At 71.1% G+C, this 25,057-nt stretch carries 20 protein-coding genes; 13 read left to right on the plus strand and 7 right to left on the minus strand.

Annotation, left to right across the window (positions count from 1 at the left end; genetic code table 11):
- Positions 1-36: 36 nt before the first annotated feature.
- The gene (locus QSK05_RS31540; protein ID WP_285601044.1) at positions 37-870 is read right to left on the minus strand and encodes a PhzF family phenazine biosynthesis protein; all 834 of its coding nucleotides are present in this window, start codon (positions 868-870) and stop codon (positions 37-39) included.
- A gap of 184 nt (positions 871-1,054) precedes the next feature.
- Between QSK05_RS31540 and QSK05_RS31545 the strand changes: the two genes are divergently transcribed.
- Positions 1,055-1,462 (plus strand): hypothetical protein, encoded by a 408-nt coding sequence (locus QSK05_RS31545; protein ID WP_285601045.1) that lies wholly within the window; start codon positions 1,055-1,057, stop codon positions 1,460-1,462.
- A gap of 101 nt (positions 1,463-1,563) precedes the next feature.
- Positions 1,564-3,336, plus strand: coding sequence for a hypothetical protein (locus tag QSK05_RS31550; RefSeq protein ID WP_285601046.1), 1,773 nt, complete (start codon positions 1,564-1,566; stop codon positions 3,334-3,336).
- Positions 3,337-3,401: 65 nt separating this feature from the next.
- Here QSK05_RS31550 and QSK05_RS31555 read toward each other — a convergent pair whose 3' ends face one another.
- Positions 3,402-4,442, minus strand: a complete 1,041-nt coding sequence (locus tag QSK05_RS31555; RefSeq protein WP_285601047.1) for a hypothetical protein — start codon at positions 4,440-4,442, stop codon at positions 3,402-3,404.
- A complete protein-coding gene (locus QSK05_RS31560; protein WP_285601048.1) occupies positions 4,439-5,167 on the minus strand; it encodes a hypothetical protein in 729 nt (242 codons plus the stop codon). The genes QSK05_RS31555 and QSK05_RS31560 overlap by 4 nt, the downstream gene beginning before the upstream one ends.
- Before the next feature lie 290 nt (positions 5,168-5,457).
- On the opposite strand from QSK05_RS31560, the gene QSK05_RS31565 reads away from it, so the two are divergent.
- From QSK05_RS31565 to QSK05_RS31610, 10 genes are read left to right on the plus strand one after another with little or no spacing between them, the layout of a single operon-like run.
- Positions 5,458-6,177, plus strand: a complete 720-nt coding sequence (locus tag QSK05_RS31565) for an SAF domain-containing protein (protein WP_285601049.1) — start codon at positions 5,458-5,460, stop codon at positions 6,175-6,177.
- Positions 6,177-9,911 carry a hypothetical protein gene (locus tag QSK05_RS31570; RefSeq protein WP_285601050.1) on the plus strand — a complete coding sequence of 1,245 codons (3,735 nt, stop codon included), beginning with the start codon at positions 6,177-6,179 and terminating at the stop codon, positions 9,909-9,911. Before QSK05_RS31565 ends, QSK05_RS31570 begins: the two co-directional genes overlap by 1 nt.
- On the plus strand, positions 9,911-11,224 hold the full coding sequence (locus QSK05_RS31575; protein ID WP_285601051.1) for a TadA family conjugal transfer-associated ATPase: 1,314 nt from the start codon (positions 9,911-9,913) through the stop codon (positions 11,222-11,224). The genes QSK05_RS31570 and QSK05_RS31575 overlap by 1 nt, the downstream gene beginning before the upstream one ends.
- A complete protein-coding gene (locus QSK05_RS31580; protein ID WP_285601052.1) occupies positions 11,221-12,120 on the plus strand; it encodes a type II secretion system F family protein in 900 nt (299 codons plus the stop codon). Before QSK05_RS31575 ends, QSK05_RS31580 begins: the two co-directional genes overlap by 4 nt.
- Positions 12,117-13,061 (plus strand): type II secretion system F family protein, encoded by a 945-nt coding sequence (locus QSK05_RS31585; RefSeq protein WP_285601053.1) that lies wholly within the window; start codon positions 12,117-12,119, stop codon positions 13,059-13,061. The genes QSK05_RS31580 and QSK05_RS31585 overlap by 4 nt, the downstream gene beginning before the upstream one ends.
- Before the next feature lie 30 nt (positions 13,062-13,091).
- A complete protein-coding gene (locus QSK05_RS31590; protein WP_285601054.1) occupies positions 13,092-13,340 on the plus strand; it encodes a hypothetical protein in 249 nt (82 codons plus the stop codon).
- A gap of 38 nt (positions 13,341-13,378) precedes the next feature.
- Positions 13,379-13,738 (plus strand): TadE/TadG family type IV pilus assembly protein, encoded by a 360-nt coding sequence (locus tag QSK05_RS31595; protein WP_352303359.1) that lies wholly within the window; start codon positions 13,379-13,381, stop codon positions 13,736-13,738.
- On the plus strand, positions 13,735-14,169 hold the full coding sequence (locus tag QSK05_RS31600) for a TadE/TadG family type IV pilus assembly protein (protein ID WP_285601056.1): 435 nt from the start codon (positions 13,735-13,737) through the stop codon (positions 14,167-14,169). Before QSK05_RS31595 ends, QSK05_RS31600 begins: the two co-directional genes overlap by 4 nt.
- Positions 14,166-14,603 (plus strand): pilus assembly protein TadG-related protein, encoded by a 438-nt coding sequence (locus QSK05_RS31605; protein ID WP_285601057.1) that lies wholly within the window; start codon positions 14,166-14,168, stop codon positions 14,601-14,603. Before QSK05_RS31600 ends, QSK05_RS31605 begins: the two co-directional genes overlap by 4 nt.
- The gene (locus tag QSK05_RS31610) at positions 14,600-18,181 is read left to right on the plus strand and encodes a BTAD domain-containing putative transcriptional regulator (RefSeq protein ID WP_285601058.1); all 3,582 of its coding nucleotides are present in this window, start codon (positions 14,600-14,602) and stop codon (positions 18,179-18,181) included. The genes QSK05_RS31605 and QSK05_RS31610 overlap by 4 nt, the downstream gene beginning before the upstream one ends.
- Positions 18,182-18,380: 199 nt before the next feature.
- Here QSK05_RS31610 and QSK05_RS31615 read toward each other — a convergent pair whose 3' ends face one another.
- From QSK05_RS31615 to QSK05_RS31630, 4 genes are all read right to left on the minus strand, one after another.
- Positions 18,381-19,523: a right-handed parallel beta-helix repeat-containing protein gene (locus tag QSK05_RS31615; RefSeq protein WP_285601059.1), complete on the minus strand. Its 1,143-nt coding sequence runs from the start codon at positions 19,521-19,523 to the stop codon at positions 18,381-18,383.
- A 104-nt stretch (positions 19,524-19,627) separates the two neighbouring features.
- On the minus strand, positions 19,628-21,004 hold the full coding sequence (locus QSK05_RS31620; RefSeq protein ID WP_285601060.1) for a PP2C family protein-serine/threonine phosphatase: 1,377 nt from the start codon (positions 21,002-21,004) through the stop codon (positions 19,628-19,630).
- A gap of 102 nt (positions 21,005-21,106) precedes the next feature.
- Positions 21,107-21,574 carry a ribose-5-phosphate isomerase gene (locus QSK05_RS31625; protein ID WP_285601061.1) on the minus strand — a complete coding sequence of 156 codons (468 nt, stop codon included), beginning with the start codon at positions 21,572-21,574 and terminating at the stop codon, positions 21,107-21,109.
- A gap of 73 nt (positions 21,575-21,647) precedes the next feature.
- Positions 21,648-22,259: a mycothiol-dependent nitroreductase Rv2466c family protein gene (locus QSK05_RS31630; protein ID WP_285601062.1), complete on the minus strand. Its 612-nt coding sequence runs from the start codon at positions 22,257-22,259 to the stop codon at positions 21,648-21,650.
- Positions 22,260-22,478: 219 nt separating this feature from the next.
- Here QSK05_RS31630 and pepN point away from each other — a divergent pair, with 219 nt between their 5' ends.
- Positions 22,479-25,037 (plus strand): aminopeptidase N, encoded by a 2,559-nt coding sequence (gene pepN / locus QSK05_RS31635; protein ID WP_285601063.1) that lies wholly within the window; start codon positions 22,479-22,481, stop codon positions 25,035-25,037.
- Positions 25,038-25,057: the final 20 nt, after the last annotated feature.

The raw sequence follows: 25,057 nt of genomic DNA on the forward strand, positions 1-25,057 counted from the left end.
GGCCACAGCGGGTAGAGCAGCCGGAGAGGCTGCGTCCTATACGGCGATCGATCCCGAGATCACGGTGACGGCCTGCCCACCGACCCAGTTCTGCCCCTCGTCCAGCTTCACGCTGATGCGCCCGTCGCGGCCCCGGTGCCGTCCCTGGAAAGCGCGGTAACCGCCGGCCAGGGCGGTGTCCAGGCCGGACAGCTGCACGTGCCGGGCCACGCAGGCGTTCCCGCTGCCGCACACCGGGTCTTCCTCGATGCGGTTCTCCTCGCGGAAGAAGGACCGCACGTGAAGGTCCCCGGAATCGTCCACGGCATAGAGCGTCACGTCGGGAGTGATCTCGCTGATCTGCGCGTAGGCCTGCGCGTCCAGCTGCAAGGAGTTCAGTTCCTCCAGCGTCACCCGGCCGGTCAGCCAGCGCGGGCCGATCTCGATCACCGTCGGCTGGTCCGCCTTCACCCCGCCCAGGGCGTGCACCAGCAGCAGCTCGTCCTCCAGCGGCTCCTCGGCCACCGGCGCGGGGGCCGCGAAGGCCAGGGCACCGTCGTCCAGGCGCCGCAGTTCAACCAGGCCGGCGCCGCACTCCTGGGTCCATGACGAACCGGAGGGGATCTGACCTGCGTCCAAAAGCGCCGTGGCCGTGCCGATCGTGGGGTGACCAGCGAACGGGAGCTCACGACCGGGAGTGAAGATCCGCACCCGGTAGTCCGCGCCGGGCCGGGTCGCCGGGAGCACGAAGGTGGTCTCGGAGAGGTTGGTCCAGTGGGCCAGACGCTGCATCTCCTCGTCGGCGAGCCCTTCGGCATCGAGCACCACGGCCACCGGGTTACCCCGGCCGGGTCGAGACGTGAACACATCCACCTGGGCAAATCTGCGCATGGTTGCCACCGTGCCATTCGCGCAACCGCCGCGACACGGCCAATCCTGGCTCCGTGGACCGGTCGGCGTACACGATCCCCGGTTTGTCCACAGGCGCGACTTCTGTGGATGGCCCGGAGAGCTTTCCGCCGATCTCCGGCAGCCTTGGTCCTGCCGGAAAGAGCGAGAGCGGAGAGGCGTTTCAATGACGGACGAGGTGAGCACCGAACGCATTCGGGTCGAGGTGGTCCCGTGGCCCGGTGGGCGGGTGCGACGCATTCACACGCGAGGTCTGTGGGCGACCGGGCGACCGGAACTCTTCATCGACGTGCCGGAGAGTTTCCGCCACCCGGCCGGGACGGACGAGCGGGCTCTGGTGTTCCTTCTGGCCTCGGCCCTGGTCACACTGGCCTACGAACTGCTCGATGCCGAAGGCCTGGATCCTCAGCCGCATCACGACCTGCTCGGCGGACGGCCGGTGCACCTCTGGACGGCCTCGCCGGAGCCGCCCGACGAGGATCTGGCCGCGACCCTGGGCACCTCACCGATGACGGTGGTCCGGGTGGGGTGCTCGCTCTGGCCCGATCCCGCCGATCTCGGGGAGCCGGGTTGAGCACAGCTTGTGGTTGCCTGAACACGAACAGACTGGTACCTCCGTCCCCTTCGTGGCATATTCGGCGCTCTGTCGCTGCCGGATCAGCTGGGGGTTCGTCCGTGAGGTTCGCTGTCACGCTGCGGGACGGCCGGGCCGCCGGCACCCAGACCGAGGCGCTCGTCGACGCCCATCCCGACGCCGAGCTCGCGGTGCTGCTCCCTCAGCTGCTGCACGCCCTGGACGACGACACCGACCCGGCCCAGGCCGCGCGGGTCCAGGTCTGGGTGGACGGGCGGCGTGCGGTCACCGACTCCGACAAGGCCGACACACTGCGCTCGGCGGGTATCCGGCCCGGCTGTGTCATCGAGCTGCACGCCCACGAGGAGCAGCCCACACCGATCCCCACCGGTGTCGCCGAGATCCGTGTGGTCAACGGGCCGGGTGCGGGCCGGGTGCACCGCCTGGGACTCGGGCAGACCGTGATCGGTCACGAGGCCCCGGGCCTCGACCTGCCCGATCCTGACCTCGCGGCCGATGCCCTCACCGTCAGTGCCCGGCCCGGTGGCCTGGTCGAGGTGATGCCCGGCCCGGGAGCGACCTTCCTGCTGGACGACGAGGAGCGCAGCGAGCGCCGCGCCTGGCCCCACAACAGTTACCTACAGGTCGCCAACACCGTGTTGCAGCTGGCCGAGATCAGCGAACCCGACGCCGACACACAGCCCTTCGAGGGTGGCCTCGGGATGGAGCTGTTCCGTCACACCCGCTCGGCCCGGCCCCGCAGCGGGGCGCGGTTCGTGCTGCCGCCGCGCCCTCCCGCGGTGCGCTCGATCCCGGGCCGGGAACAGCGTCGCCTGCTCTCCACGTGGTTGCGCGACCGCGAGCAGGCCACCGAGGAGATCCAGCGGGCCCTCGACCGGGAGACCGAGGAACGACGCGAGGCCACTCCCGACCCAGCGCTGGCCCTGATGGCCGCGGTCGGGCCGGGACGCCGCCTGTGGGAACGACTTCCGCTCGACGACGACTGGCTGCAACTACGGCTCGGCCTGGCCTCACAGCCACCGCGCACGGTGATCGACGACCGTGACTCCGGCACCCCGCTGCGGGTGGGCCGGGCCCGCTGGCGCACCCAGCCGCCCGACGGCCTGCCCACCCTGCTGCACAACGTGCCGGTCACGCTGAACCTCCAGGCGGTCGGCGTACTCGGGCTCACCGGTAAGTCCTCGGTCGCCCACGCCACCGCCCGCTGGCTGGTGGCGCAGTGCGCGGCTTTCCACGCACCCCGCGAACTGCGCATCACCGTGCTCACGAGTCATGACTACGCGGCCCGCCGCCGCTGGGAATGGGTTTCGCGGCTTCCGCACGCCCGACCGGACGAGGCTTCGGGGGTGTCGGTGCTGATCGGCAACGATCACGACTCGGTCGAGCGGCGCCTGCTGGAACTGGGCAGTCTCATCGACGAACGGCTGCGCCAGGTGCTCCCGCCGGGCCAGCGGGTGACTGCCTCACCCGAGGTGGTGGTGGTCTTCGACGGTGTCCGGCGGCTCTCGAACATACCGGGGGTGCGAGCCCTGCTCGAGGAGGGCGCGAACGCGGGCGTCCACTCGATCTGCCTGGACGACGACGAACAGGCCCTGGCCGACGTCTGCCGGGCAGTGGTGACCTGCGCCCCGGACGGCAGCATCGCCTTCCAGCGCGCGGAATCGGTGGTGCTGGACGAGATCCGGCCCGACCTGGTCGAGGCCGCCTGGGCCGACCGGCTGTCCCGCTCGATCGCGGCCGTGCGCATGGCCACGGTGCACCACCACCCCGATCAGACCCCGATCGAAGATCCGCGGGCCTGGCCGATCAGCTGGGACGACGTCGGTTACCCGGCCCCTGCCACCCGGGGCTGATCACGAACGAGGCACGGCCACCTCATTCGTGATCAGACCGTGGTTCGCGGGTGCGGATCAGCTGTTCACGGCTTGACGATGTTCTGGACCTCGGCCACCGGGATGTTCGCGACGACGGTGTTGGTCAGGCCCTCCAGCGCACCGCCGGTGCCGCCCGAACCCACCCAGGCCGCGCCCCAGTTGGTGCTGGCCTCGACCGGGTAACCGCCGGGGTATCCGGTGGACGCCTTGATGAACTCGACCGTGCAGGAGCCGTTCTCGCTCATGCCCTGGACGTAGGGCTTGATCGCGATGGGCGGGTCGCAGTGCTTGCTGCCACCGGGCCAGGAAAGATCCAGACCACCTGTCGTCGCGGTGACCTCGGCCCAGACCGCGGCACCGGCCCCGACCACGTCGGCGCGGATCGAGCGGGTACCGCCGGCACCGCCGACCGAGGCCGGGTCGGTGACCCAGAAGAAGGTGGGAAGTCCGACCAGCGTGGCGTCGTCGGTGTTGTGGACGCGTGGGTTGCGGTCGATCTCCGGATCGGCGATCTCCATGTTGTCACGGGCCGCCTGCGCCAATTCGTCAGGCGTGACCAGTGGCGCCGGGATCGGCTCACCGGCTCCGAAGGCCCGGTAGAGGTTGACCACGCCGGTGGTGCCGTCACCCTCGATCGGATCGAGTATCTCGTCGCCGCCCAGGCCGTAGTCCGGGTATTTCGCGGGATCCTTGCAATAGGCCTTGTACCAGGAGATGTCCTGGCCGGCCTCCTCCCGCGCGACCGCGTCCTCCCACTGCCCCCGGGAGCCGTACTGCGCATAGATACCGGGGCTCTGCACCCCGCCGGTCACCTCGTCGTACCAGTCGAGCATGGCGGCAGCGTCCTGATAGGGGCCGGCCGCCGCCTCCCACCAGCAGACGGGGTGGAGGTTCACGGAGACCGTGGTGCCACCGCCGCCACCCGGCGCCGCATCACCGGTGAGGCGAATTTGCACGGATACCGAATATCCGCCGGCCTCAACGTCTCCCGGGCCCTGATCGGCGCGGGCGCCGGACATCGACGAGAGCACGGCCAGAGGCACCGCGGCTGCGGCGAGCGCGAGAATCCCGTTGCGGGGTCTCATTTCTTCCATCCCGCGCAGGTCGGGGCCTTGCTCGTGGGCCACGCGGTCACGCGCCAGACCCCCTGCTCCTTCTGGACTTTCATTCTGATCAGCATTCCTCCGGGAGGCGGAACGAGCACATAACCGTTCTCGTCGAGCTCGGACGTACCGTCGAAGTGGCAGCCGGTCACGATGAGGGCGTCGCCCTTCACCCGGACCGACGAGACGTTGACGACGAACCGGCCGACGGACCTGCGCCCGGCGGCCTGCTGACTGGCTGCGCGCTCGCGCGCGCTGGTTCGGGCCTGGCCGGAGGCGACGGCGGCGAGGCCGGACTCGTCCACGGTCCAGGTGTTGGAGATCTGGACGCGCTGCTGCATGTACCCGACCACCGCGTCCACGGCGTCCTTGGCGTTCTGGGTGCGGGCCCGGACCTTGCCCCGCTCCACCCAGGCACCCTCACCCCGGGCGTCGGCGGGAGTGTAGGTGACGGCGGTGGACGCCGGGGAGGGTTCGCGGGAGACCTTGGGGATCGATCCGGTGCCGGAGGGAGCGGGGGTGGACGTCGCCCCACCCGCCGCCGGGGTGCGGTCGGTGCCGGGACTGCCGGACAGCTGGCCGGAGGCTTCGCCGGACCGGTATTCGGGCAGCTCGTAGGGGTTGTCGGAGCCACACCCGGCCAGGGCCGGACCCAGGACGGCGACCACCACGACGGCCGCGGAAAACACGCCTGCTCGGCGCCTCATACCAGCTCCGGCTCCTCTACTACTCACAAGTAGGGCCTAACGCCCACCGGCCGCGTACTGGTGCATCAAACGTTTCCTAACCATGACACCTCGATTAGTGCATAAGGTGCGTCAAGGTGGCATTATCGTCACCCTTCGTTGATTACCTAGATCATTGGCGTCACGGGCGATCGCGAAGTGCATCAGAGCATGTCGACTGCGTAATCAAGCATGCCAATCAGACCAGACTGGAAGATCAAGAACAAACCATCCGGAAACGACACCAGCACTGGGTGGCCCGAGGAGAGCTCTTGAGCACGCAGGAACGCACCGACGTCCGGTCCCGGGAGTCCGGCGGCCGGGGCTCCACGGCCGGCACGTCCAAGGCCACGCCCGGCACCGAGCGACTCCCCCGCCCACCCGGCACCCGCCGCCCTGGCCTGGCGGTGCTCGCCGTGCTGCTCATCGTGCTCGGCGCCGCCGTGGCCGGGCTGCTCGCGCTCCGACTCGACGACCGGCAGGACGTGCTGGTCGCCCGCAGCACGATCGTCGTCGGCCAGCAGATCACCGCCGAGAACCTGGCCGTGGCCAAGGTCGCCTCCGACGGCGTCGCGGTGATCAGCGCCGACCAGGCCGACGCCGTGATCGGCCGGTTCGCCAGCGCCGAGATCCCGCCCGGCCGGCTGCTCGACCCCGGGATGCTGGCCAGCACCAGCCTCCTGGGTGCCGACAAGGCCGGGGTCGGGGTGTCGCTGGGCGTGGGCCGGTACCCGGCCGGCGGACTGGAGGCCGGTGACGTGGTGCAGGTCGTGCGAGCCGTCGAGGGCGAGGGCAAGGAGATCGCCGGCCGGGCCACCGTCAGCTCGGTGAAAACCTCCGACGACAGCGTCTTCGCCTCCGGGGGCGAGAGCCAGGCCGTAGTGACCCTCATCGTCAGCCGCAACGAGGCCGTCCAGGTCGCCGCTGCGGCCGCCGCCGACCAGATCAGCCTCGTGCTTCTGGAACGCGGGGCCACCACGAAGGGCAACTGATGGCGCTCGTCGTCCTCGTCTCCGCCAAGGGCGCGCCGGGCGTCACCACGCTCACCGTCGCCCTTGCCGCCCTGACCCCGGGCGCGGTCGCCGCCGACCTCGATCCGGACGGTGGTGACCTGGGACTGCGCTATCGCCGTCCGGACGGTGCACCGCTCGACACCGACCTGGGCGTGCTGTCCCTCGCCACCGGTCTGCGCCGCGACCTGCCCGGCCACCGCTGGCTGCCACAGGTCGACGGCGGCCCGGGAGGTTTCGGCGGTGCGCCCGGATCGGCGCCGGACGGCCCGACCCGGCTGGAAGACCACCTTCAGGTCACCGGCGGCGGGCTGGACCTGCTGCTCGGGGTCAACGGCCCGGAGCAGGCCGCCGGCCTGGGGCCCCTGTGGAGCGCCCTGGCCCGGGCGCTGTCCGAGGAGGCCGGCCGCACGGTCTACGCCGACTGCGGACGCGTCGGCCCGGCCTCCCCCGCCATGCCGGTGCTGCACCAGGCCGACGCCGTGATCGTGGTGGCCCGTCCCGAGGTCGAGGAACTGGCCCACCTCCGCGAACGACTGCGCTTCCTCAACAGTGCAGTGCCAGGGCGCTTTGCGGCCCGGGCGCAGATCGGCGTGGTGCTGGTGGCGCCCGAGCGCGATCGGGCCGTAGCCGGCCGCACCGAGCAGTTGCTGCACTCCTCCGGGGTCAGCGTGCCGGTACTGGGGGCGATGGCCCTGGACGCCCGCGGGGCCGAAGCGCTGCGGGGTATGAACCGCAGTCGGCTGGCCCGTTCCACCCTCATCCGGTCGGTGCGCTCGTTGCTGCCGTCGGTGAGTCTGCTGGCGGGCACGATCCCGGAGTTGTCCGACCCACCACCACTGCGGCCGGACGTGCCCCGGCGGTCACCGTCCCAGCCCGTGACTCCGGGCCGGGCGAACGGTGGCCCTGCGCCGGCAGCCTCGCCGGGTGGGTCGGCCGGGGAGCGGTCCTCGTTCGCCGAGGCCCCGCCGTCAGGCCAGGACCGGCCGTCGGATCCGGCTCATTTGTCGGGCCAGGCTCAGATGTTGGGCCAGAACCACATGGCAGGCCAGGCCCCGATGTCGACTAGGGGCCAGACATCCGGCCGGGCCCAGATGTCGGGGTCGGCCGGGCCGTTCGACCAGGCCGATCCGTTCGACCAGACCGATCCGTTCAGCCCTGCCCAGCGGTCCACCCGCGCCGAGTCCCACCACAGCGCCGGACCGTTCAGCGGGAGCAGCCCTTCCGGTAGCGCCGGTTCTTTCGGTGATGCCGGTTCTTTCGGTAATGCCGGGACCTTCGCCGCCGAGCCCTTCAGCGACAGCGGCACCTCACGTCACGCCGAGGCCCCCCGGGAGAGCCGCTGGGAGACCACACCCGAGACCCTGCGAACCTCGGGCACCACGACCACCGCCCCGCAGGCTTCGACACCGCAGGCTTCGGCACCGGTGGTCGAACTCTCACGCCGTAACTCGTTCTTCGGTGACGCACCCCCGGTCGACGAGGATCCGGACCTGAGCCACATCACCGTCGCCCCGGGCGTTTTCACCGCGAGAACCAATACCCCGCAGGGAATCGCGCGGAACGAGAGGCAAGTGGACGCCGTCGATCCGGTCGGTCCGGTCCAGCCGGCCGGTCCGGTACGCGGCTTCGCGGGACTCACCACTCCCCCGGACGCCCCTACCCACCTCGCCGAGCCCCACCCCGAAGACCCGTCCGAGACCACGGACGAACTGCGTCACAACCGCTCCCGTCGCGCCGCGTCCGGTCGCGAGCCGGGCGCGTTCGTCACCTCCGAGCGCCGCCGGGCCCGGCGCCACGTGATGCCCTCGGAAGACTCCGAGACCGGCTACGGAATCGGCAGTTCCAGTAACGAGAACGAGGGCGCCCCGTCCGTCGGCACCTGGCTGCAGGACCGGCGCCCCGAGACCGACGCATCCCCCACGCCCACCAGTCAGTCACCGGCACCGGCACCGGCACCGGACAAGCAGGCCTGGAGCGCCCTGCACGACCGTGCCCGCCGGGACGAGGACCCGCTGAGCCCGGGCACCGCCACGGAGCCCCGCAGCAATACAGAGCCCCGCAGCAACACCGGCCCACTGATTGCCGGCACCCGGAGCCACACCGAGGCAGAGACCTCCGATGCACTGGGGACACCGGCACGGAACACCGATGCGCTCGGTGCCCACCCACGGGGTACCGACCCACGGGGTACCGACCCACTCGGCACCAACCCACTCGGCGCCGGCCCGCTCGGCGCCAACCCGCGGGAAACCGGTGCGCCGGCGACACCCCCGTGGGGCACCGATGCTCGGGGCCCGGACTCCCGGCCCCCGAGCACCCGCACCGGTGAGGCCTCGGACGATGTTCCGGCCGAGCCCGACCGACGGGGTGGATCGTGGGACCGCGCCGAACTGGAGCGCGCCGAGCTCAATCGTACGGAGCTGAACCGCGCCGACCTCCACGAGGTGGCCAACGCCCTGCGTGCGTCCCTCGAACGCGAGAGCCGGGACGCCGGGCGGGAGCGCTCAGGACACGGCGCCCGGAACCGGACCGAACTCAGCCGGACCGAACTGGATCAGAAGGAACTGGACCAGGATGGACCGGGGCCGGATGACCGGCCGGGTCCACTCGGTTGGGTGGAGCCCCTCCCCCGGCGGCGGCCCCGTCCTGTCCCGGACCCGCTGGACCCCGTGGACCCACAGGGCCCGGCCCTCTCGTCCCCTCGCGTCGAATTCCGTAATCCCTACCAGACCAACGATCTGGAAGAACCAGCCACCCCTTCCGGCGGCAACGAGCTTCCGGCCCCGCCGAATGCCCGTGAGAACAACGTCTTCGCCGGGAATTCCGGCCGGGCGGAGGGTACCGGGTGGATCGCGCCGGAGGTGCCGCCGTCCGGTCTGCTGTCGATCCCGGATGCCGTCCCGACAGCGGTCGCCCCACCCACGGACGACGAGGACGGGGCCCGATCTCCCGCCCACGGGACCTCCACTCCACAGACGCCCCGCGGCCCGGTGACTCTCAAGGACGCCGCACCCACCGAGCACATCCACCCGGGCATGCCTCCCGCCGATCCCGCCGGGTCTTCCGATCAGGCAGCCACCCGCCTGTGGGACAGCGGCTCCGCCGGGGTGACCGCGGCGTCCTCTGCTCCGCAGACCCACCACATGGGGCCCACCGACCCGACCGGGGCGACCACCACGTCCTCTGACCACGGGACCGACCGCACCGGCCTCCCGCCGGTGCCCGCTGGACCTTCCGGCGCGGTGGCCACCCCCGAGACCGGCTCCTCACCGGCCGAACCGGCCGAACCGGCCGACCAGCCGGGCAACCAGCCGGGCGGCCCTGCGCCCTACCCACCGGCCGACGGACCGACCACCGGCAGCCTGTCCTACGACCGCGCCGCGGTACTGCGGGACATCCGCAATCGGGCTCGACTCGGATCGGACGGAACCGGTACCTGGTCCGGGCACACCGGATCGATCCCGGTCGGCCCCGCGACCGGGGAAAGTACCGCCGTGGACGGCGAAACGCCCGAAGAGCACGGGAAAACCCTGACCAGTGGTCCTGGATCGATCGTCCAGGCGCTACGGGCCTCGGATGCGCCCGCTTCCGGACCGGTGCCGTTCACGTCCGGTGACGGCCGTAGGCCTTCCCCCGGACCGTCGCAGGGAGCAGACTCGCCGCAGCACCCGGACGGCGACGAACCAGCAGACGAACCGGCAGGGGATCGCTGATGGCCATCGACCAGCGCGTGGTGCGGCGGTTGCGGGAAGAGGTCGCCGACCTCCTCGCCCAGCAGCGACGCGAGGACGCCCTGACCGGTGCCCCGGTGATGAGCGCGGAGGACGAGCGGCAGTACGCCCGCGCGGTGATCGGCCGGGTGCTGGATCTGCACGCCCGATCGGAACTCTCGCTGGGACGTACGCCGCCGGAGGCCGACGAGGAGACCGAGCTCGCCGAGGGGATTCACGCGGCGCTGTTCGGGGTCGGCCGGTTGCAGCCGCTGCTCGACGACCCACTCGTGGAGAACATCGACATCAACGGCTGCGACCAGGTTTTCGTGGGGTACGCGGACGGCCGGGAGCTGCCGATGCCGGCGGTGGCCGAGTCGGACGACGAGCTGATCGAGCTGGTGCAGTTGCTCGGCGCCTATTCCGGACTGGCGAGCCGGTCGTTCGACGCGGCCAACCCGCAGCTGGACCTGCGGCTGCCGGACGGGTCCCGGTTGTCGGCGGTGATGGGAGTGACTCCCCGGCCGGCCATCTCGATCCGTCGTTCACGGCTGAGCCGGGTCACGCTCGACCAGCTGGTGAAGAACGAGTCGGTGACGCCGGAGCTGGCGTCGTTCCTCTCGGCGGCGGTACTGGCCCGCAAGAACATCATGATCGCGGGGGCCACGAACGCCGGCAAGACCACACTGCTGCGGGCCCTGGCCCACGAGATCCCGCCGTACGAGCGGCTGATCACGGTGGAGCGGTCGCTGGAGCTGGGGCTGGGCGAGTTTCCCGACCTGCACCCGAACGTGGTGCCGATGGAGGAACGGCTCCCGAATTCCGAGGGGGCGGGCTCGATCGGGATGGCCGACCTGGTGCGCCGATCGCTGCGCATGAACCCGAGCCGGGTGATCGTCGGTGAGGTGCTCGGCGACGAGATCGTCACGATGCTCAATGCGATGAGCCAGGGCAACGACGGCTCACTGTCGACGATCCACTCCAACTCGGCGATCGAGGTGTTCAACCGGATCTGCACGTACGCGATCCAGTCGGCGGAACGGCTGCCGACCGAGGCCACGATGATGCTCATCGCCGGGGCCATCGACTTCGTGGTGTTCGTCGAGCGCCGCAACGACTACGCCGAGGGCGGCAAGCTGCGCCGCATCATCACCAGTGTGCGTGAGGTCAACGGCGTGGACGGCCGGGTGCTCTCGAGCGAGGTGTTCGAGCCGGGCGACGACGGCCGGGCGGTACCGGCGGCGCCGATCTCCTGTATCGACGAGCTGATCCTGAACGGTTACGACCCGGCCGTGGCGGCGGGGTGGACCTCATGATCTCGGAGTTCGGGGCGACCGGTCAGCTGGCCGGGATCGTCGTGGGCGGAGCGGTGGCCGGCGGCGGTCTGGCCCTGCTCGGCAACGCCCTGATCCGGCGCGAGCGCGACCTCGGCGGCGCCGACACTCGCTCGCTGAGCGCCCGGACCGTGCGCCGGCTCAAGGGTTTCGGCACCCGCCTGCCGATCGCCGTGCTGGTGGGCGTGTTCATCCTGCTCATCACCGCCTGGCCGGTGGCCGCGGTCGCCGGGGTGGTGATGATCCTGGCCTGGCCCGCGTTGATGGGCGGGGCCCGGGAGGAGCGGCGGCAGGCCGAGCGGCTGGAGGCCCTGGCCCTGTGGACCGAATCGCTGCGCGACACCATCGCCGGGGCGGTCGGCCTGGAGCAGGCCATCATCGCCACTTCGCGGGCCGCGCCCGGGCCGATCGCCGACGACATCGTCACGCTGGCCGACCGGCTGCGGGTGCGGGTACCGCTGCCGAACGCGCTGCATCGGCTGGCCGACGACCTGAACGACGCCAGCGCCGACCTGGTGGTGGCCGCACTGCTGCTGAACTCCCGCCTGCGGGGGCCCGGTCTGCGGCAGGTGCTGACGAGTCTGGCCGACTCGGTGCGTGCCGAGGTGGACATGCGCGGGCGGGTGACGGCCGGGCGGGCCGCGACCCGGCGCAGCGTGCAGATCGTGGTCACGGTGACCCTGCTCTTCGTGCTCGGGCTGCGCACGTTCAACCCCAGCTATGTGGAGCCCTACCAGCGCCCGGCCGGCCAGGTCGTGCTGGCGATCGTGGTCGGGTTCTTCGCCGCTGGCTTCTTCTGGCTGAAACAGCTCGCCTCGTACGACCTTCCGGAACGTTTCATGCATCACTCGAGCCAGTCCGAGGGGGTGACACGGTGATTCCCATCATTCTCGCCGGGGCCCTGACCGGAACCGGCCTGCTGTTGCTCGTCATCGCCCTCGCCCGCCCGGCCATGCGGGGGGCCGGGGCCCCGGCCACGCTGGCCGCGATGGACGCCGAGCGGCAGAAGCTGCTGGCGCAGGGCCTGGCCTCGGACAGCAGCGCCCAGCGGGCGGTGCGCGACCGGGCCGTGTCGGGACGAACGTCTTCCATCGGGCGGTTCCTGCGGCAGCAGCTGGAGCTCTCGGGCGTGCACCTGCCGGCCAGTTTGCGCTCCGATCTCTCCCTGATCGACCGCACGATCGAGTCGCACCTGGCCTACAGCCTTCTGGGGGCGGCGCTCGGCGCGGTGCTGCCGTTCCTGTTCGGCGGGCTGCTGGTCGGGCTGATCGGCGGCCTGCCGGTCGCCACGCCGATCTTCCTGGCGCTGTCCGGCCTGGTGGTCGGCAGCCTGCTCCCGACCCTCCAGGCCGGGCAGCGGGCCACCGTGCGGCGCCGCGACTTCCGCCACGTGGTCGGCTCGTTCCTCGACCTTGTGGCCCTGAATCTCTCCGGTGGACGTGGTGTTCCGGAGGCCCTGAACTCAGCGGCGTCGGTCAGCGACGGCTGGGCGATGGTGCGGTTGCGCGACACCCTGGCGATCGCCCGGCTTCAGGGAGTCACGCCGTGGGCGGCCCTGAGCCGGCTCGGCGAGGAGACCGCGATCAGTGAACTGAGCGACCTGGGCGCTGCCCTCGAACTGGTCGCGGACGACGGCGCGAAAGTGCGCGAATCGCTGGCGGCCCGGGCGGCCTCGATGCGCCGCCGGGAGATGGCGGACACCGAAGGACGTGCCCAGGCCCGCTCGCAGTCCATGCTCATCGCCCAGCTCCTGCTGGCCGTGGGCTTCCTGATCTTCCTCATCTACCCGGCAATCGTCCGGGTACTGACCACGACCTGATCTGAAGTGTCCCGATGAAGGAGAAACGTGATGAAGAGCGGACCGTTCCGGTTCGACCCGAGCACGCTGCCCGGGTACGGAGAGATGATCATCCGCGGACGGATCGACCGGGCCCGGGCCCGCGTCATCCGTGGGCCCGTCGACCGCGGCGCGTCGGTGGTCGAGTGGGTGGTGATCTCGGCGCTGCTGGTCGGGATCGCGGCCGCCGTGGGCCTGCTGCTGGCGAACAAGCTCAAGGCCAAGGCCGAGAGCATCAACCTGGACACCGGCAAGATCTGAACCGCCGGAGTTCTCGCCGCGACCGGGGCGCCAGCACCATCGAACTGGCGCTCTACATGCCGCTCCTGCTGTTCGTGATCTTCGCGACCGTGCAGGCGGCGCTGTTGTTCCTCGGAAATCAGGCGGCCTCCGCGGCCGCCCGGGAGGCGGCCCGGGTGGCGCGCACCAACGGCGGTGCCGCGGCGATCGGTATGGCGCAGGCGCGGGGGCGCGCCTATGCGTCCCAGGTCGGTTCGGGTGTCATTGAGGACGTTTCGGTACAGGTGACCGCGGTCGGCAACGACGAGGTGCGGGCAGTGGTGACGGGTAAGGGCGTTCAGGTGGTGCCGGGCATCCCGGGAATCCGGATCCGGCAGGTCGTGCAGGGTCCCATCGAGGAATTCAGGCCGGATCTATGACGAGGCAGCAGTTCTCGCAAGGTGCGCGGGACCAGGGTTCGATGAGCGTCGAGGTCGTGCTCATCACCCCGGTGCTCGTGGCCTTCATGCTGCTCGTGATCGCGTTCGGCCGGTACGTGGCGGTACGGGGCGACGTCGAGGCGGCGAGCCGGGACGCGGTGCGCGCGGCGTCGCTGGAACGTGATATCGGGGCGGCCCGGGCGGCGGCGACCCGCACCGCGAACGCCTCGCTCGGCGGCCGCTGGACGTGTGAGACCGTCGGCCTGACCGGTAATTTCGTGGCCGGCGGGATGATCGAGACGGAATTGAGCTGCCGGGTTCCGGTCGACGATCTGGGCCTGCTGGGACTACCCGGCACGGTCACGGTGCGGGCCACCAGTTCGGCTCCGCTGGACATCTATCGCCGCACCGGCAACGGAGGTGCGCCGTGAGAGCGCCGATCCGACGCGACGACTCCGGCCAGGCCACGGTGTTCGTGGTGGCCTTCGCCGTGGTCCTGCTCGTGCTGGCCGGGCTCGTGGTGGACGGTGGCCTGGCGATCAACGCCCGGCAACGGGTGACGGACGACGTGGAGCAGGCCGCGCGCGCCGGAGCCCGGGAGATCCAGGTGGACACCCTGCGCGCCGACGGGACGGTGCTCGTCGATCCGGGGGCAGCCCAGGAGGCGGCCGCGGATTTCCTCGCCGCCCGGGGCTATCCGGCGTCCGGTGTGGAGATCGACGCGAACACCGCACAGGTCTCGGTGCGGGCGACGATCGAACAGAAGACTGCATTGCTTTCTCTGATCTTCTTCAACAGTTTCACCGTGACCGCCCAGGGCCAGGCCCGGCCGGCGGTGGGCATCACCGGGGAGGGCTTGCCATGACCGCGCATTCCGCGGACCGGCCGGCGACAGGGGCCGGCCGGTTCACCCAGCAGGCGCCGCTCGCGCCGCGTCGTTCGAAACTCGGGGCCCTGTTCGCCGGGCTGGGGCTGCTCGCGCTGGTCGTGGGCCTGCCCGCCGGGCTGTATTTTTTGGCCGAGCCGCTGCTGCGCAACGGCCGGCTCTCCCGGACCCTCACACTGACCGGCACCCTCGGCATCGACCAGGTGCTCGCCGTGCTGGTGGTCGTGGCCGCCCTGGCCTGGCTCCAGTTCGTGATCTGTGTGCTGGTCGAAATCGGTGCGGCCCTGCGGGGTGGCGTGCTGGCCGCGCCGGTGCCGCTGTCCGGGCCGAGCCAGCGCCTGGCCCGGTGGCTGGTCGGGTCGATGCTGCTGGTCGGGGTGATGGCTGGGCAGATGGGTATCGCGCAGGCCGCACCCCGGGCCGACCTGGGGTCCGCCCGGGCCGCGGCGTCCATCAGCGTGGTGGCCTCGTCCGACCCGGACACCCTCTACGTCTTCGACGCGAACACCGCGGCGCCACAGGTGCAGTCCGTCAGTCACGGCTCGTCCCGGCACCTGACCGCGCAGCAGGCCGCGGCCGAGGCCGCCACCGCCCGTCGGGCCGCCGCGCAGGCCGAGCGGGACGCCAGCGGGATGACCAGCCGTGAGGAACTGGCCCTGGACGGACACAAGGTCTATGTCGTGCAGCCCACGGCCGGGCGTCACCACGACACGCTCTGGGAGATCGCCGAGCGTCATCTCGGTGACGGGCGGCGCTACCACGAGATCTACCGCCTCAATGAAGGACGCACACAGCCCGACGGGCGCTCGTTGCACCTTGCGCGGTTGATCCAGCCGGGATGGCGGCTGATCATGCCCGAGGACGCGGTGGGGGTCTCCCGGTGGGTGGCTGACCGCAGTGCCGGTTCGGATTACGGGTCGGATTCCGGGTCGGACGAGGGTGCCCGGCAACCTGATGGACAAGGGCGGGACACCGGTCAGGGAAGTGGAGACCGGGACCGAAGTGGCACGCAGGGGCAGGGAGGCACCCAGGGCCAGAGTGGCCAGCAGGGTGGATCCGGGCAGGGTTCGGGTGCCGGGCAGGGTTCGGGTGCCGGCGCGTCTGCTGCGCCGACTGCGGCGCCCACACCGCGACGGTCAACCGCTGGCGGATCGGCGACGCCGGGTCGGTCGGCGGCCCCGAGCGCCTCGGCCACGAGCGGGTCGGCCTCGGGTGGCTCGACCTCCAGCGGCTCCACTTCGGGATCGGCTGCGGGCGGCTCGGTGTACAGCGGGGTGCCGGAGCCCGGCGACCCACGGTACGTCGCGTCACAGCATCCGGACGTGGTCGGCCAGGGCATGGTGCTGCCGACCGACCCGACGCCCCCGCGCGGCACCACCCGCCCGGGTGGCGCGGCGACATCCCCGAGCTCGGCGACATCCGGGGCGGCGTCGTCCGGGGCCGGCGCTCCCGGCGCCGATGTTCCCGGCGCCAGTACCTCCGGAGCCGGTACTTCCGGGTCTGCGACGTCCGGCGCGACCCCCAGCACCGCACGGGTTTCCCCGCCCACCGGGACGGCGACGGCGACAACTGGGGCGACAACAACGTCCTCAAGTAGTGCCGCCCAGGCGCCCCCGAGCGCGAACGAGACCACCGCCCCCTCGACCGCGGTCCCCCGGGACACCGGGCAGGACGACGGCCAGGTGGTCGGGCAGCCGGAAGTGTCCGCGGATCAAAGCTCTTCGGACGGCCCCGGACTGCCGGCCGAGCTGATCGGCGCGGGCCTGGTGACGGCCGCCCTGCTGGGCACCCTGTTGCTGATCCGGCGCCGCCGGCGCGGCGGGCCGGACGAACCCGGCGAGGTCGACCGGGACACCGAGGTCTGGCTGCGCACGGGGGCGGACGCCGACCGCGGCGCCCTGCTCGACCTGGCGCTGCGCTCGCTGCCGCGGGCCTGCCGCGAGGCCCAGCTCCCGCTCCCCCAGGCCTACGGCGCGGTGGTCGACGACGAAGGTCTTGACCTGCTCCTGACCATGGCTCATCCGTCGGCGCCGCCGCCCTGGAGGGGTCTCGACGACGGCCTGCGCTGGCGTCTGACCTACGCCGACGCCCAGCACCTGGTGGCGCACGGCGACAGTGCCTACCCGCTGCTCGCCTCGGTCGGGCGCGACCAGGCGGGCCGGGACGCACTGATCAACCTGGGTGCCGCGGCCGGACCGGTCGCGGTGGTCGGCAGCCCGGCGATGTCCGCCGCGGTGGTGCGGGCCCTGGCGCTGGGCCTGGCCGGAAACCCCTGGTCACGGGGCATCGAGGTGCTGACGGCCGATCTGCCTCCGACGCTGCCGGCGATCGCGGCGGGCCGGCTGATTCCCTGCAACGGCGCGAAAGACCTGACGGAGCAGCTGGAACAGGGTCAGAGCCGGATGCCGCGCACGGGCCCCGTGCAGATCCTCACCGGTGGCCCGGCCCCGGGCAGCCGCCCGGAACGGGTCGCGATCTACGGAGCCCCGCTGACCGTGCAGACCGCGTCCCGGTTGCAGGCCGTGGTCGGGCGCGGCGCGGACCTGGCTGTCGTGATCGCCGGCGACCTGCCCGGCGCCCGCTGGCGTCTGCAGGTGGACGACAACGGAGTGCTGACCTGCGAGGAACTTTCGCTGCAGGTGACAGCGAACCGGCTGGGCGACGGCAGTATCGAGCGACTGCACTCGCTGTTCGTCTCGGCCGGCACGCCCGACCTGCCCACCGCGAGCGGGCCGCAGGGCGAGCGGGTGGCCGAGCCGGACGGTGTGGTCGAGACCGACGACATCACCTGGGCCCAGGCCGCGGTACGGGTGGCGATCCTCGGCGAGGTGGAGGTGCAGGCTCCCGGCTCGATCGATCCGCGCCGCCAGATCGTGGCCGAGGAGATCCTGGCCTACCTGGCCCTGCACCCGGCCGGTACGCACCCGACCGTGCTCGGCTCGGCGATCTGGCCGCGCGGGGTGACGGCCGACGTGCGCGACGACATGCTGGCCGAGGTGCGGGACTGGCTGGGTACCGACGGTTCCGGCCATCCCCGGCTGCGGGAGGGAACGGACGGCCGGCTGCGGCTGAGCTCGGACGTGCCCTGCGACTGGGACGTACTGCGCACCCTGACCACCCGCGCCGACCGTACGAAAGATCGCACGCGGGAACGTGATCTGCTGGTGCGGGCGCTGCATCTGGTGCGCGGACCGCTGATCGGGGGCATTGCCCACGGCACGTACACCTGGCTGCCCCGCACGGGCATCGAACGGCAGGCCGAGCACCTGGTGCTCGACGCCGCGAGCCGCCTGTGCAAGATCGCCTCCGAAGACGGTGACCAGCTGGCTGTCGAGCAGGCCGCGACCGCCGGGCTGCGGGCGGTGCCGCACGCACAGCACCTGTGGCGCTACATCATCCGGGCCGAGTACGCGCTCGGCGGCCCGTCCCGCCTGAACGACGTGGCCGACCACGTGCGCTTCGTCCTGGCCTCGTCCGGCGTGGACATGGAACCGGAGACGACGACCCTGATCGATCATCTGGCGGGCAGCTCACAGGTCCAGACAGGCAGCTACTAGGGCACTTCGGTGAGGGTGTCGTGGGTACGGAGAACACCCTGGGCCGCGTGGTGTTAGGCCTGACCCGCCAACACCTCTCGTGATCATGCAAATCCCCCAGCCTTCGGCCGGGAGGTGCCCCACTCCCCGGAGTTCTAGAACTCAGTTGTTCACAGTTCTAGAACGCTGGGGAGGTTTTGCATGATCACGGACGAGTTTTTTAGCTGTAGCGGCCGTACTCGGTGGCCGGGCTGCTCGCCGGCACGAAGCCCGAGCAGGAGACCCGGCCGCTGAATTTCGGGGTGGTGCGGCGGGTGAGGGCTCCCCTGACCGGGCGGCTGCTGTCGCCGGTGTTGCTGATCAGCTTCGGGAAGCCGGACAGCGCCGTACTGACCACCTTGTTGCCGCTGCCGGTGACGTGGTTGCCGATCACGGCCGCGTTGTAGTTCTTCACGTACTGCGCACCGGGCGGGGGCTTCATCAGCTGCTGGGCGATGAGATTGTTCCGGACCTCGACCCTACGGCTGGCGTATCCGATGATCACGCCGGCGGCGGAGCGGGTGATGGTGTTGCGGCGGATCCGGACGTTGGCGGCACCGGTGGCGGCATTCGGGCCGGCCGCCTTGATCGCGGCGCCGTTCTCGGTGTCGAACAGGATGTTCCGCTCGATCACGCCCGGGCCGGAGCTGTAACCGGGCATCAGGTAGATGTTGTGGAAGTTCATGAACGCCCCACCGGCGGCGTTGTTGTCGTGGATGCAGTTGCCGGCGATCCGGTAGTTCTTCGGGGTGCCGTTCTTCGGCGACGAGCTGACCATCACGTTGGACACGCCGATCGTGCCCCAGACCTCGGAATTGACGAACGACCAGCCGGTTCCGCCGTCGAACTTGACCAGGAACTCCTTGCGGCCGTCATCGGCGCCGCGGGTGACGTTGATACCGCTGACACGCCAGTAGTCCGCGTTCTCCAACTGCAGCGTGCCCTGGATGACGACCCGCTCGCCCGGTGCGTTCTGGAGGCGGATCGGTGCGTCGGAACGACCCGGGGTGGCTCCGTAACCGGCTGCCCCGACGTAGGTTCCGCCCTTGACCACGATGGTGTCGCCGGGCTGCGCCAGCTTGATCGCCTTGGTGATCGAGGCCAGCGGGTTCTTGGCGGCGGCCATTCTGGTGGTGCCGTCACTCCCCTGGGGGGAGACGTACAACGTACGGCCCAGCGCCACATCGGCAGTATCGACAGCATCGACGGCACCGGCCGGGACGGCCGCCGGCACCACGTCAGCGTGTGACGGGGCGGCCAGAGCCGCGGATGCGGCGGCGACGCAGAGGCCGATCGCAATGCGGTGGGTTCGTCGGGTCAGCACACACGGTGTCTCGACCCGGCCTGCCCCCCGCTTGAGTGACGCCCGGCGAGGTGGGACCCGTTCGGAGCAATGCCCGGCCCTGACCTGCGCGGCCCTTGATCACGTTACCTGTCGGTCACGGCGCGGCGGATGATCACCAGGGCGCGGTCGTCACCCTCCTCGGTGCGGATGGCACCGGTGATGCGGGCGGCGGCCCCCTCGACCCCGCGCGCGATCAGCGGGTCGGCTCGCCCGACGAGCCGGTCGATGCCCCGCCCGACGTCCAGCCGGCGGCTCTCCACCAGCCCGTCGGTGTAGAGCATGAGGGCATCGCCCCGGCCGAGACACCCGGTGATCGCCGGATAGGTGGCACCGGCGAGCAGACCCAGCGCGGGCCCCTGTTCACCGTCGAGCACCTCCCAGCGGCCCGAACCCGCGTGGTAGTGCGCGACCGGCGGATGCCCGGCACCGTGCACCGCGAACCCGCCCCCGGACAGGTCGAGACTGATGTGGACCGCGGTGGCGAAACCCTCTTCGGTGCCCAGGACCGTACTCAGCTGCACCACGTGATGGTTGGCGGCGGAGAGGAAGAGCGACGAGGGCACTGTGTCGAGCAGGGCCCGCATCGCCCCGGCGAGCAGCAGTGCCCGGGCCCCGGCCTGGTAGCCGTTGCCGGACACGTCGACCAGCACCACCTCCAGCGCGTCGGGGCCGGACTGCTGGGTGACGAGGAAGTCGCCGCTGAAGGTGTCACCGTGCGCCGGGCGCAGATCGGTGTCGAACCGCCAGCCGGCCGGCAGGTCGGGCCCGGCCGAGCGCAGCAGCATCTCGTTGCGCAGGTCGATGAGCACGGCGTCGGCGGTGGTCGCGTCACGCAGGCCGGAATCGGCGGCCTCGCGCTCGCGGCGCTGCAGCCAGCCCAGCAGCACGGCACCGAGCAGTACCAGGATGACGGGCAGGAGCGACCAGAACTGCTGACCGGTCAGGGCGAGTACGACCAGCACGATCACGCCGATCAGCGCGGCGTCGCGCACCAGGTGCCGGGGCCGCACGACGGCCGAGCCGAGCACCAGGAAGAGACCCACGCAGGCGGCGGGCAGATAGTCGGAGGCATAGCGCGCGACGAGGGCGAACGAGACCGCCGCCGTGACGTTCAGCCCGGCCCGGCGGGGACCGGGACGGCTGCCCTGGTCGACCCAGCGGCGCACGGCACGCACACCACGGCGCACAACCCGGCCGGCCCGGCGCCGGTTCTTCTCGCTCAGGCCCCGGCCGATCCGGCGGCCCAGTAGCTGCCAGGCCCGGCGCAGGACGAAGCCGCCCAGGTCGCGGGCGGCGGACGCCGGCGGGGGTACGGCCGGACCACGCCCGGTGCGCGCACCACGGGCCGGCCGCGGCCGGGGCACACGCACCGTGTGCCCCGGAGCCTGGCGATCCACGTCCCCCTGATGCGGGGACCGGGGCTCAGGCAGCCGCGACGGGCCGTGGTTCAACGTGACCATGCCCCGATCTTAGCCACACTGTAACTAAATAACCACGATGAGTAACCGTGAGGCGTCCGGGGCCGGATGGGCGATTTGAGGTTGAGGAAACCGCGGAAAACCTCAGGGAAGAGGCGGCAGGTCGCCCGTGGTCTCGTAACCGGTGAGCTGGTCGATGCGGCGGATGTGTCGCGGGTTCTCGCTGAACGGCTCGGCCAGGAAGGCCTCGACGAAGGTCGTGGCCTCCTCGAGCGAGTGCATGCGGGCCCCGACGGCCATCACGTTCGCGTTGTTGTGCTGACGGCCGAGCTTGGCGGTCTCCAGGCTCCAGGCCAGTGCGGCCCGGACACCCTTCACCTTGTTGGCCGCGATCTGCTCACCGTTGCCGGACCCGCCGACCACGATGCACAGGCTGCCCGGATCGGCGGCCACCGCCTCGCCGGCCCGCAGGCAGAACGGCGGGTAGTCGTCTTCGGGGTCGTACTGGTGCGGGCCGTGATCGACGATCTCGTGCCCGGCTTCGGCGAGGTGCTGGGCCAGATGCTGCTTCAGTTCCAGACCGGCGTGGTCGGAACCCAGATGGACGCGCATGGGACACAGTCTGGCACCCCCGGTGTCGGCCGGGGGTACCCCACCCTGATCAGACGACGGATCAGACGGCAGATCAGACGTCGAACTGCGGCGATTCGGTCCGGGTGCGCTTCAGCTCGAAGAAGTACGGGTTGCTCGCGACCAGCAGCGTGCCGTCCCACAGCTTCCCGGCGTCCTCACCGGTGGGAACCCGGGTGATGACCGGCCCGAAGAAGGCGGTGTCGTTGAAGGCGACCACCGGCGTCCCCACATCCTCGCCGACCTTGCCGATGCCCTCGGCGTGGCTGGCGCGCAGCTGCGGGTCGTACTCGTCCGAGTCCGCGTACTTCGCCAGATCGGCCGGCAGGCCCACCTCGGCCAGCGCGGTGGCGATGACGGTCGGGAGGTCCTTCTCCTTCTTGTAGTGGATCTGCGAGCCCATCGCGTCGTACAGCGGCTTCACGTGCTGCTCACCGTGCAGTTCGCGCGCGGCGATGATGACGCGGACCGGGCCCCAGCCGTTGTCCATCATCTTCCGGTAGTCGTCCGGCAGGTCGCGGCCCTCGTTCAGCACGGACAGGCTCATCACGTGCCACTTCACGTCCACCTCGCGCACCTTCTCCACCTCCAGGATCCAGCGGGAGGTGGCCCAGGCGAAGGGGCACAGGGGGTCGAACCAGAAATCCGCGGTGCTGCGTTCACTCATCGGTAGTGCCTCTCGGTAAGGGTGTGGTGACTCCCGGACTGACAACACCACATCGTCCCGTGGTCATCCCCGCACACCGGGACGGCAACCGCCCATCGGTGGTGAGAGGATCCGGATTGAGCAATCCGCACCCAGCGCCCGCCGGTGGGCAGGTGGGGCGCCGCGACCCGGCGCCCGTCCCGCCCGACCGGACCCGGGCGCCCCACCGAGGAGGACCCTGTGCCCGGTACGAACCTGACCCGAGACGAGGCGGCCGCCCGCGCCGCCGCGTTCACGGTGCAGTCGTATGACATCGACCTGGACCTGACCAGCGGTACATCCGATCCAGCCATCTTCCGGTCCGTCACCACGGTGAAGTTCACGGCTGTCGCGTCGCCCGAGCTGTTCATCGACCTCATCGCACCGACCGTGCACGAGGTCGTGCTCAACGGAACCCCTCTGAACGTCTCCGAGGTCGTCAGCACCGCGCGCATCGCGCTGCCGGGAGTCCTCACCGGTGAGAACGAACTGCGGGTGGTGGCCGACGCCGCCTACATGCAGACCGGCGAGGGCCTGCACCGCTTCGTCGACCCGGTCGACGGCGAGGTCTACCTCTACTCGCAGTTCGAGGTGGCCGACGCCCGGCGCGTCTTCGCCTGTTTCGACCAGCCCGACCTGAAGTCCGTCTACACCTGGACGGTGAAGGCACCCGCGCACTGGCAGGTCGTCACGGTCGCCTCCGCGGTCGAGCCCGAGCCCGCGGGCAACGACACCGCGGTGTGGCGTTTCGCGACCACCGAGGTGATGAGCCCCTACGTCACCGCACTGGTCGCCGGGCCGTACCACCGGGTCACCGACGAGCTGACCGTGCGCGACGGCCGCACCATCCCGCTGGGTGTGTTCTGCCGGGCCTCGCTCGCCGAGCACCTCGACGCCGAGAACGTCATCGCGATCACCAAGGCCGGGTTCACCTGGTTCGAGGAGACCTTCGACTGCGACTACCCGTTCCCCAAGTACGACCAGCTGTTCGTACCGGAGTTCAACGCCGGGGCGATGGAGAACGCGGGCACGGTCACCATCACCGAGGTCTACGTGTTCCGCTCGCGGGTGCCGCAGGCCCTGATCGAGCGCCGCGCCCTGACCATCCTGCACGAGCTGGCGCACATGTGGTTCGGCGACCTGGTCACCATGCGCTGGTGGGACGACCTCTGGCTGAACGAGTCGTTCGCCGAGTACGCGAGCACCCGGTGCCAGGCCGAGGCCACGCAGTGGGCCACCTCCTGGACCACTTTCAGCAGCGCGGAGAAGTCCTGGGCCTACCGGCAGGACCAGCTCAGCTCGACCCACCCGATCGTGGCGGACATCCGCGACCTGGAGGACGTCGAGGTCAACTTCGACGGGATCACTTACGCCAAGGGCGCTTCCGTGCTGAAGCAGCTGGTGTACTGGGTGGGCCAGGAGGCCTTCGACGCCGGACTGCGGCAGTACTTCAAGACCCACGCCTGGAAGAACACCACGCTGAAGGATCTGCTCGGGCACCTCGAGGAGACCAGCGGCCGGGACCTCGAGGCCTGGTCGGCGGCCTGGCTGCGCACCGCGGGCGTGAACACGCTGCGCCCGGTGATCGAGACCGGTGCGGATCGGGTGATCACCAGCTTCGCGATCGCCCAGGAGGCCACGGCCGACCACCCGCACCTGCGGCCGCACCGGCTCGTCGTCGGTGGCTACGACCTGGTGGACGGCAAACTGCGCCGCACCACCCGGATCGAGCTGGACGTGGCCGGCGAGCTCACCGAAGTACCGCAGCTGGTGGGCAGCGCCCGTCCCGACCTGATCCTGATCAACGACGAAGACCTGGCGTACACCAAGATCCGTCTGGACGCCGGGTCGCTGGACACCGCGATGGGCCACCTCGGCGACTTCGAGGACTCCCTGTCGCGCACCCTGATCTGGGGTGCGGCCTGGGACATGACCCGCGACGCGGAACTGCCCGCGCGCAGCTTCGTCGACCTGGTGCTGGCCAACATCGCCTCGGTCGACGACCCGAGCGTGGCCCAGACCCTGCTGCGTCAGCTCTCCGCGACGCTGGAGTCGTACGTGGCCCCCGAGTTCCGCGAGGAGACCTCGGCCAAGGCCGCCGACCAGCTGTTCGGCCTGCTGAAGACGGCCGCACCGGGCAGCGACAGCCAGCTGCTGCTGGCCCGCTCGTTCACCTCGCACGCGAGCACCAAGGAGCAGCTGGCCTCGGTCGAGGCCCTGCTCTCCGGCGCACTCGTCATCGAGGGCCTGGCCGTGGACACCGAGATGCGCTGGGGCCTGCTGACCGCCCTGGTCGCCGGCGGGGCCGCAGGCGAGAGCGAGATCGCGGCCGAACTGGCCCGCGACGACACGGCCACCGGCCGGGTGCACGCCGCGGCCGCCCACGCCGCGACGCCGACCCCCGAGGCCAAGGCCGCCGCGTTCACGAGCGTGGTGACCGACGGCGACCTGCCAAACACCGTGCAGGCAGCCGTCATCGGCGGTTTCAACCGGGTGCACGACCGGTCGCTGCTGGCACCCTACGTCGAGCCGTACTTCGCCAACCTCACCCGGCTGTACGCCGAGCGCACCAGTGAGATGGCCGGCCAGATCGCGGTCGGCCTCTACCCGTCGGCCCAGCCGGTGGCGCTGGTGCTGGCGGCGACGCAGCAGTGGCTCGACACCACCGACGCCGAGCCGGCTCTGCGCCGTCAGGTGATCGAGGGTCGCGACGCGGTCGAGCGGGCCGGGCGCGCACAGGAGCGCGACCGGCAGGGCTGATCCGACTGATCCGATGGTGG

The sequence above is a fragment of the Kineosporia sp. NBRC 101731 genome (assembly GCF_030269305.1).
GTDB lineage: Bacteria > Actinomycetota > Actinomycetes > Actinomycetales > Kineosporiaceae > Kineosporia.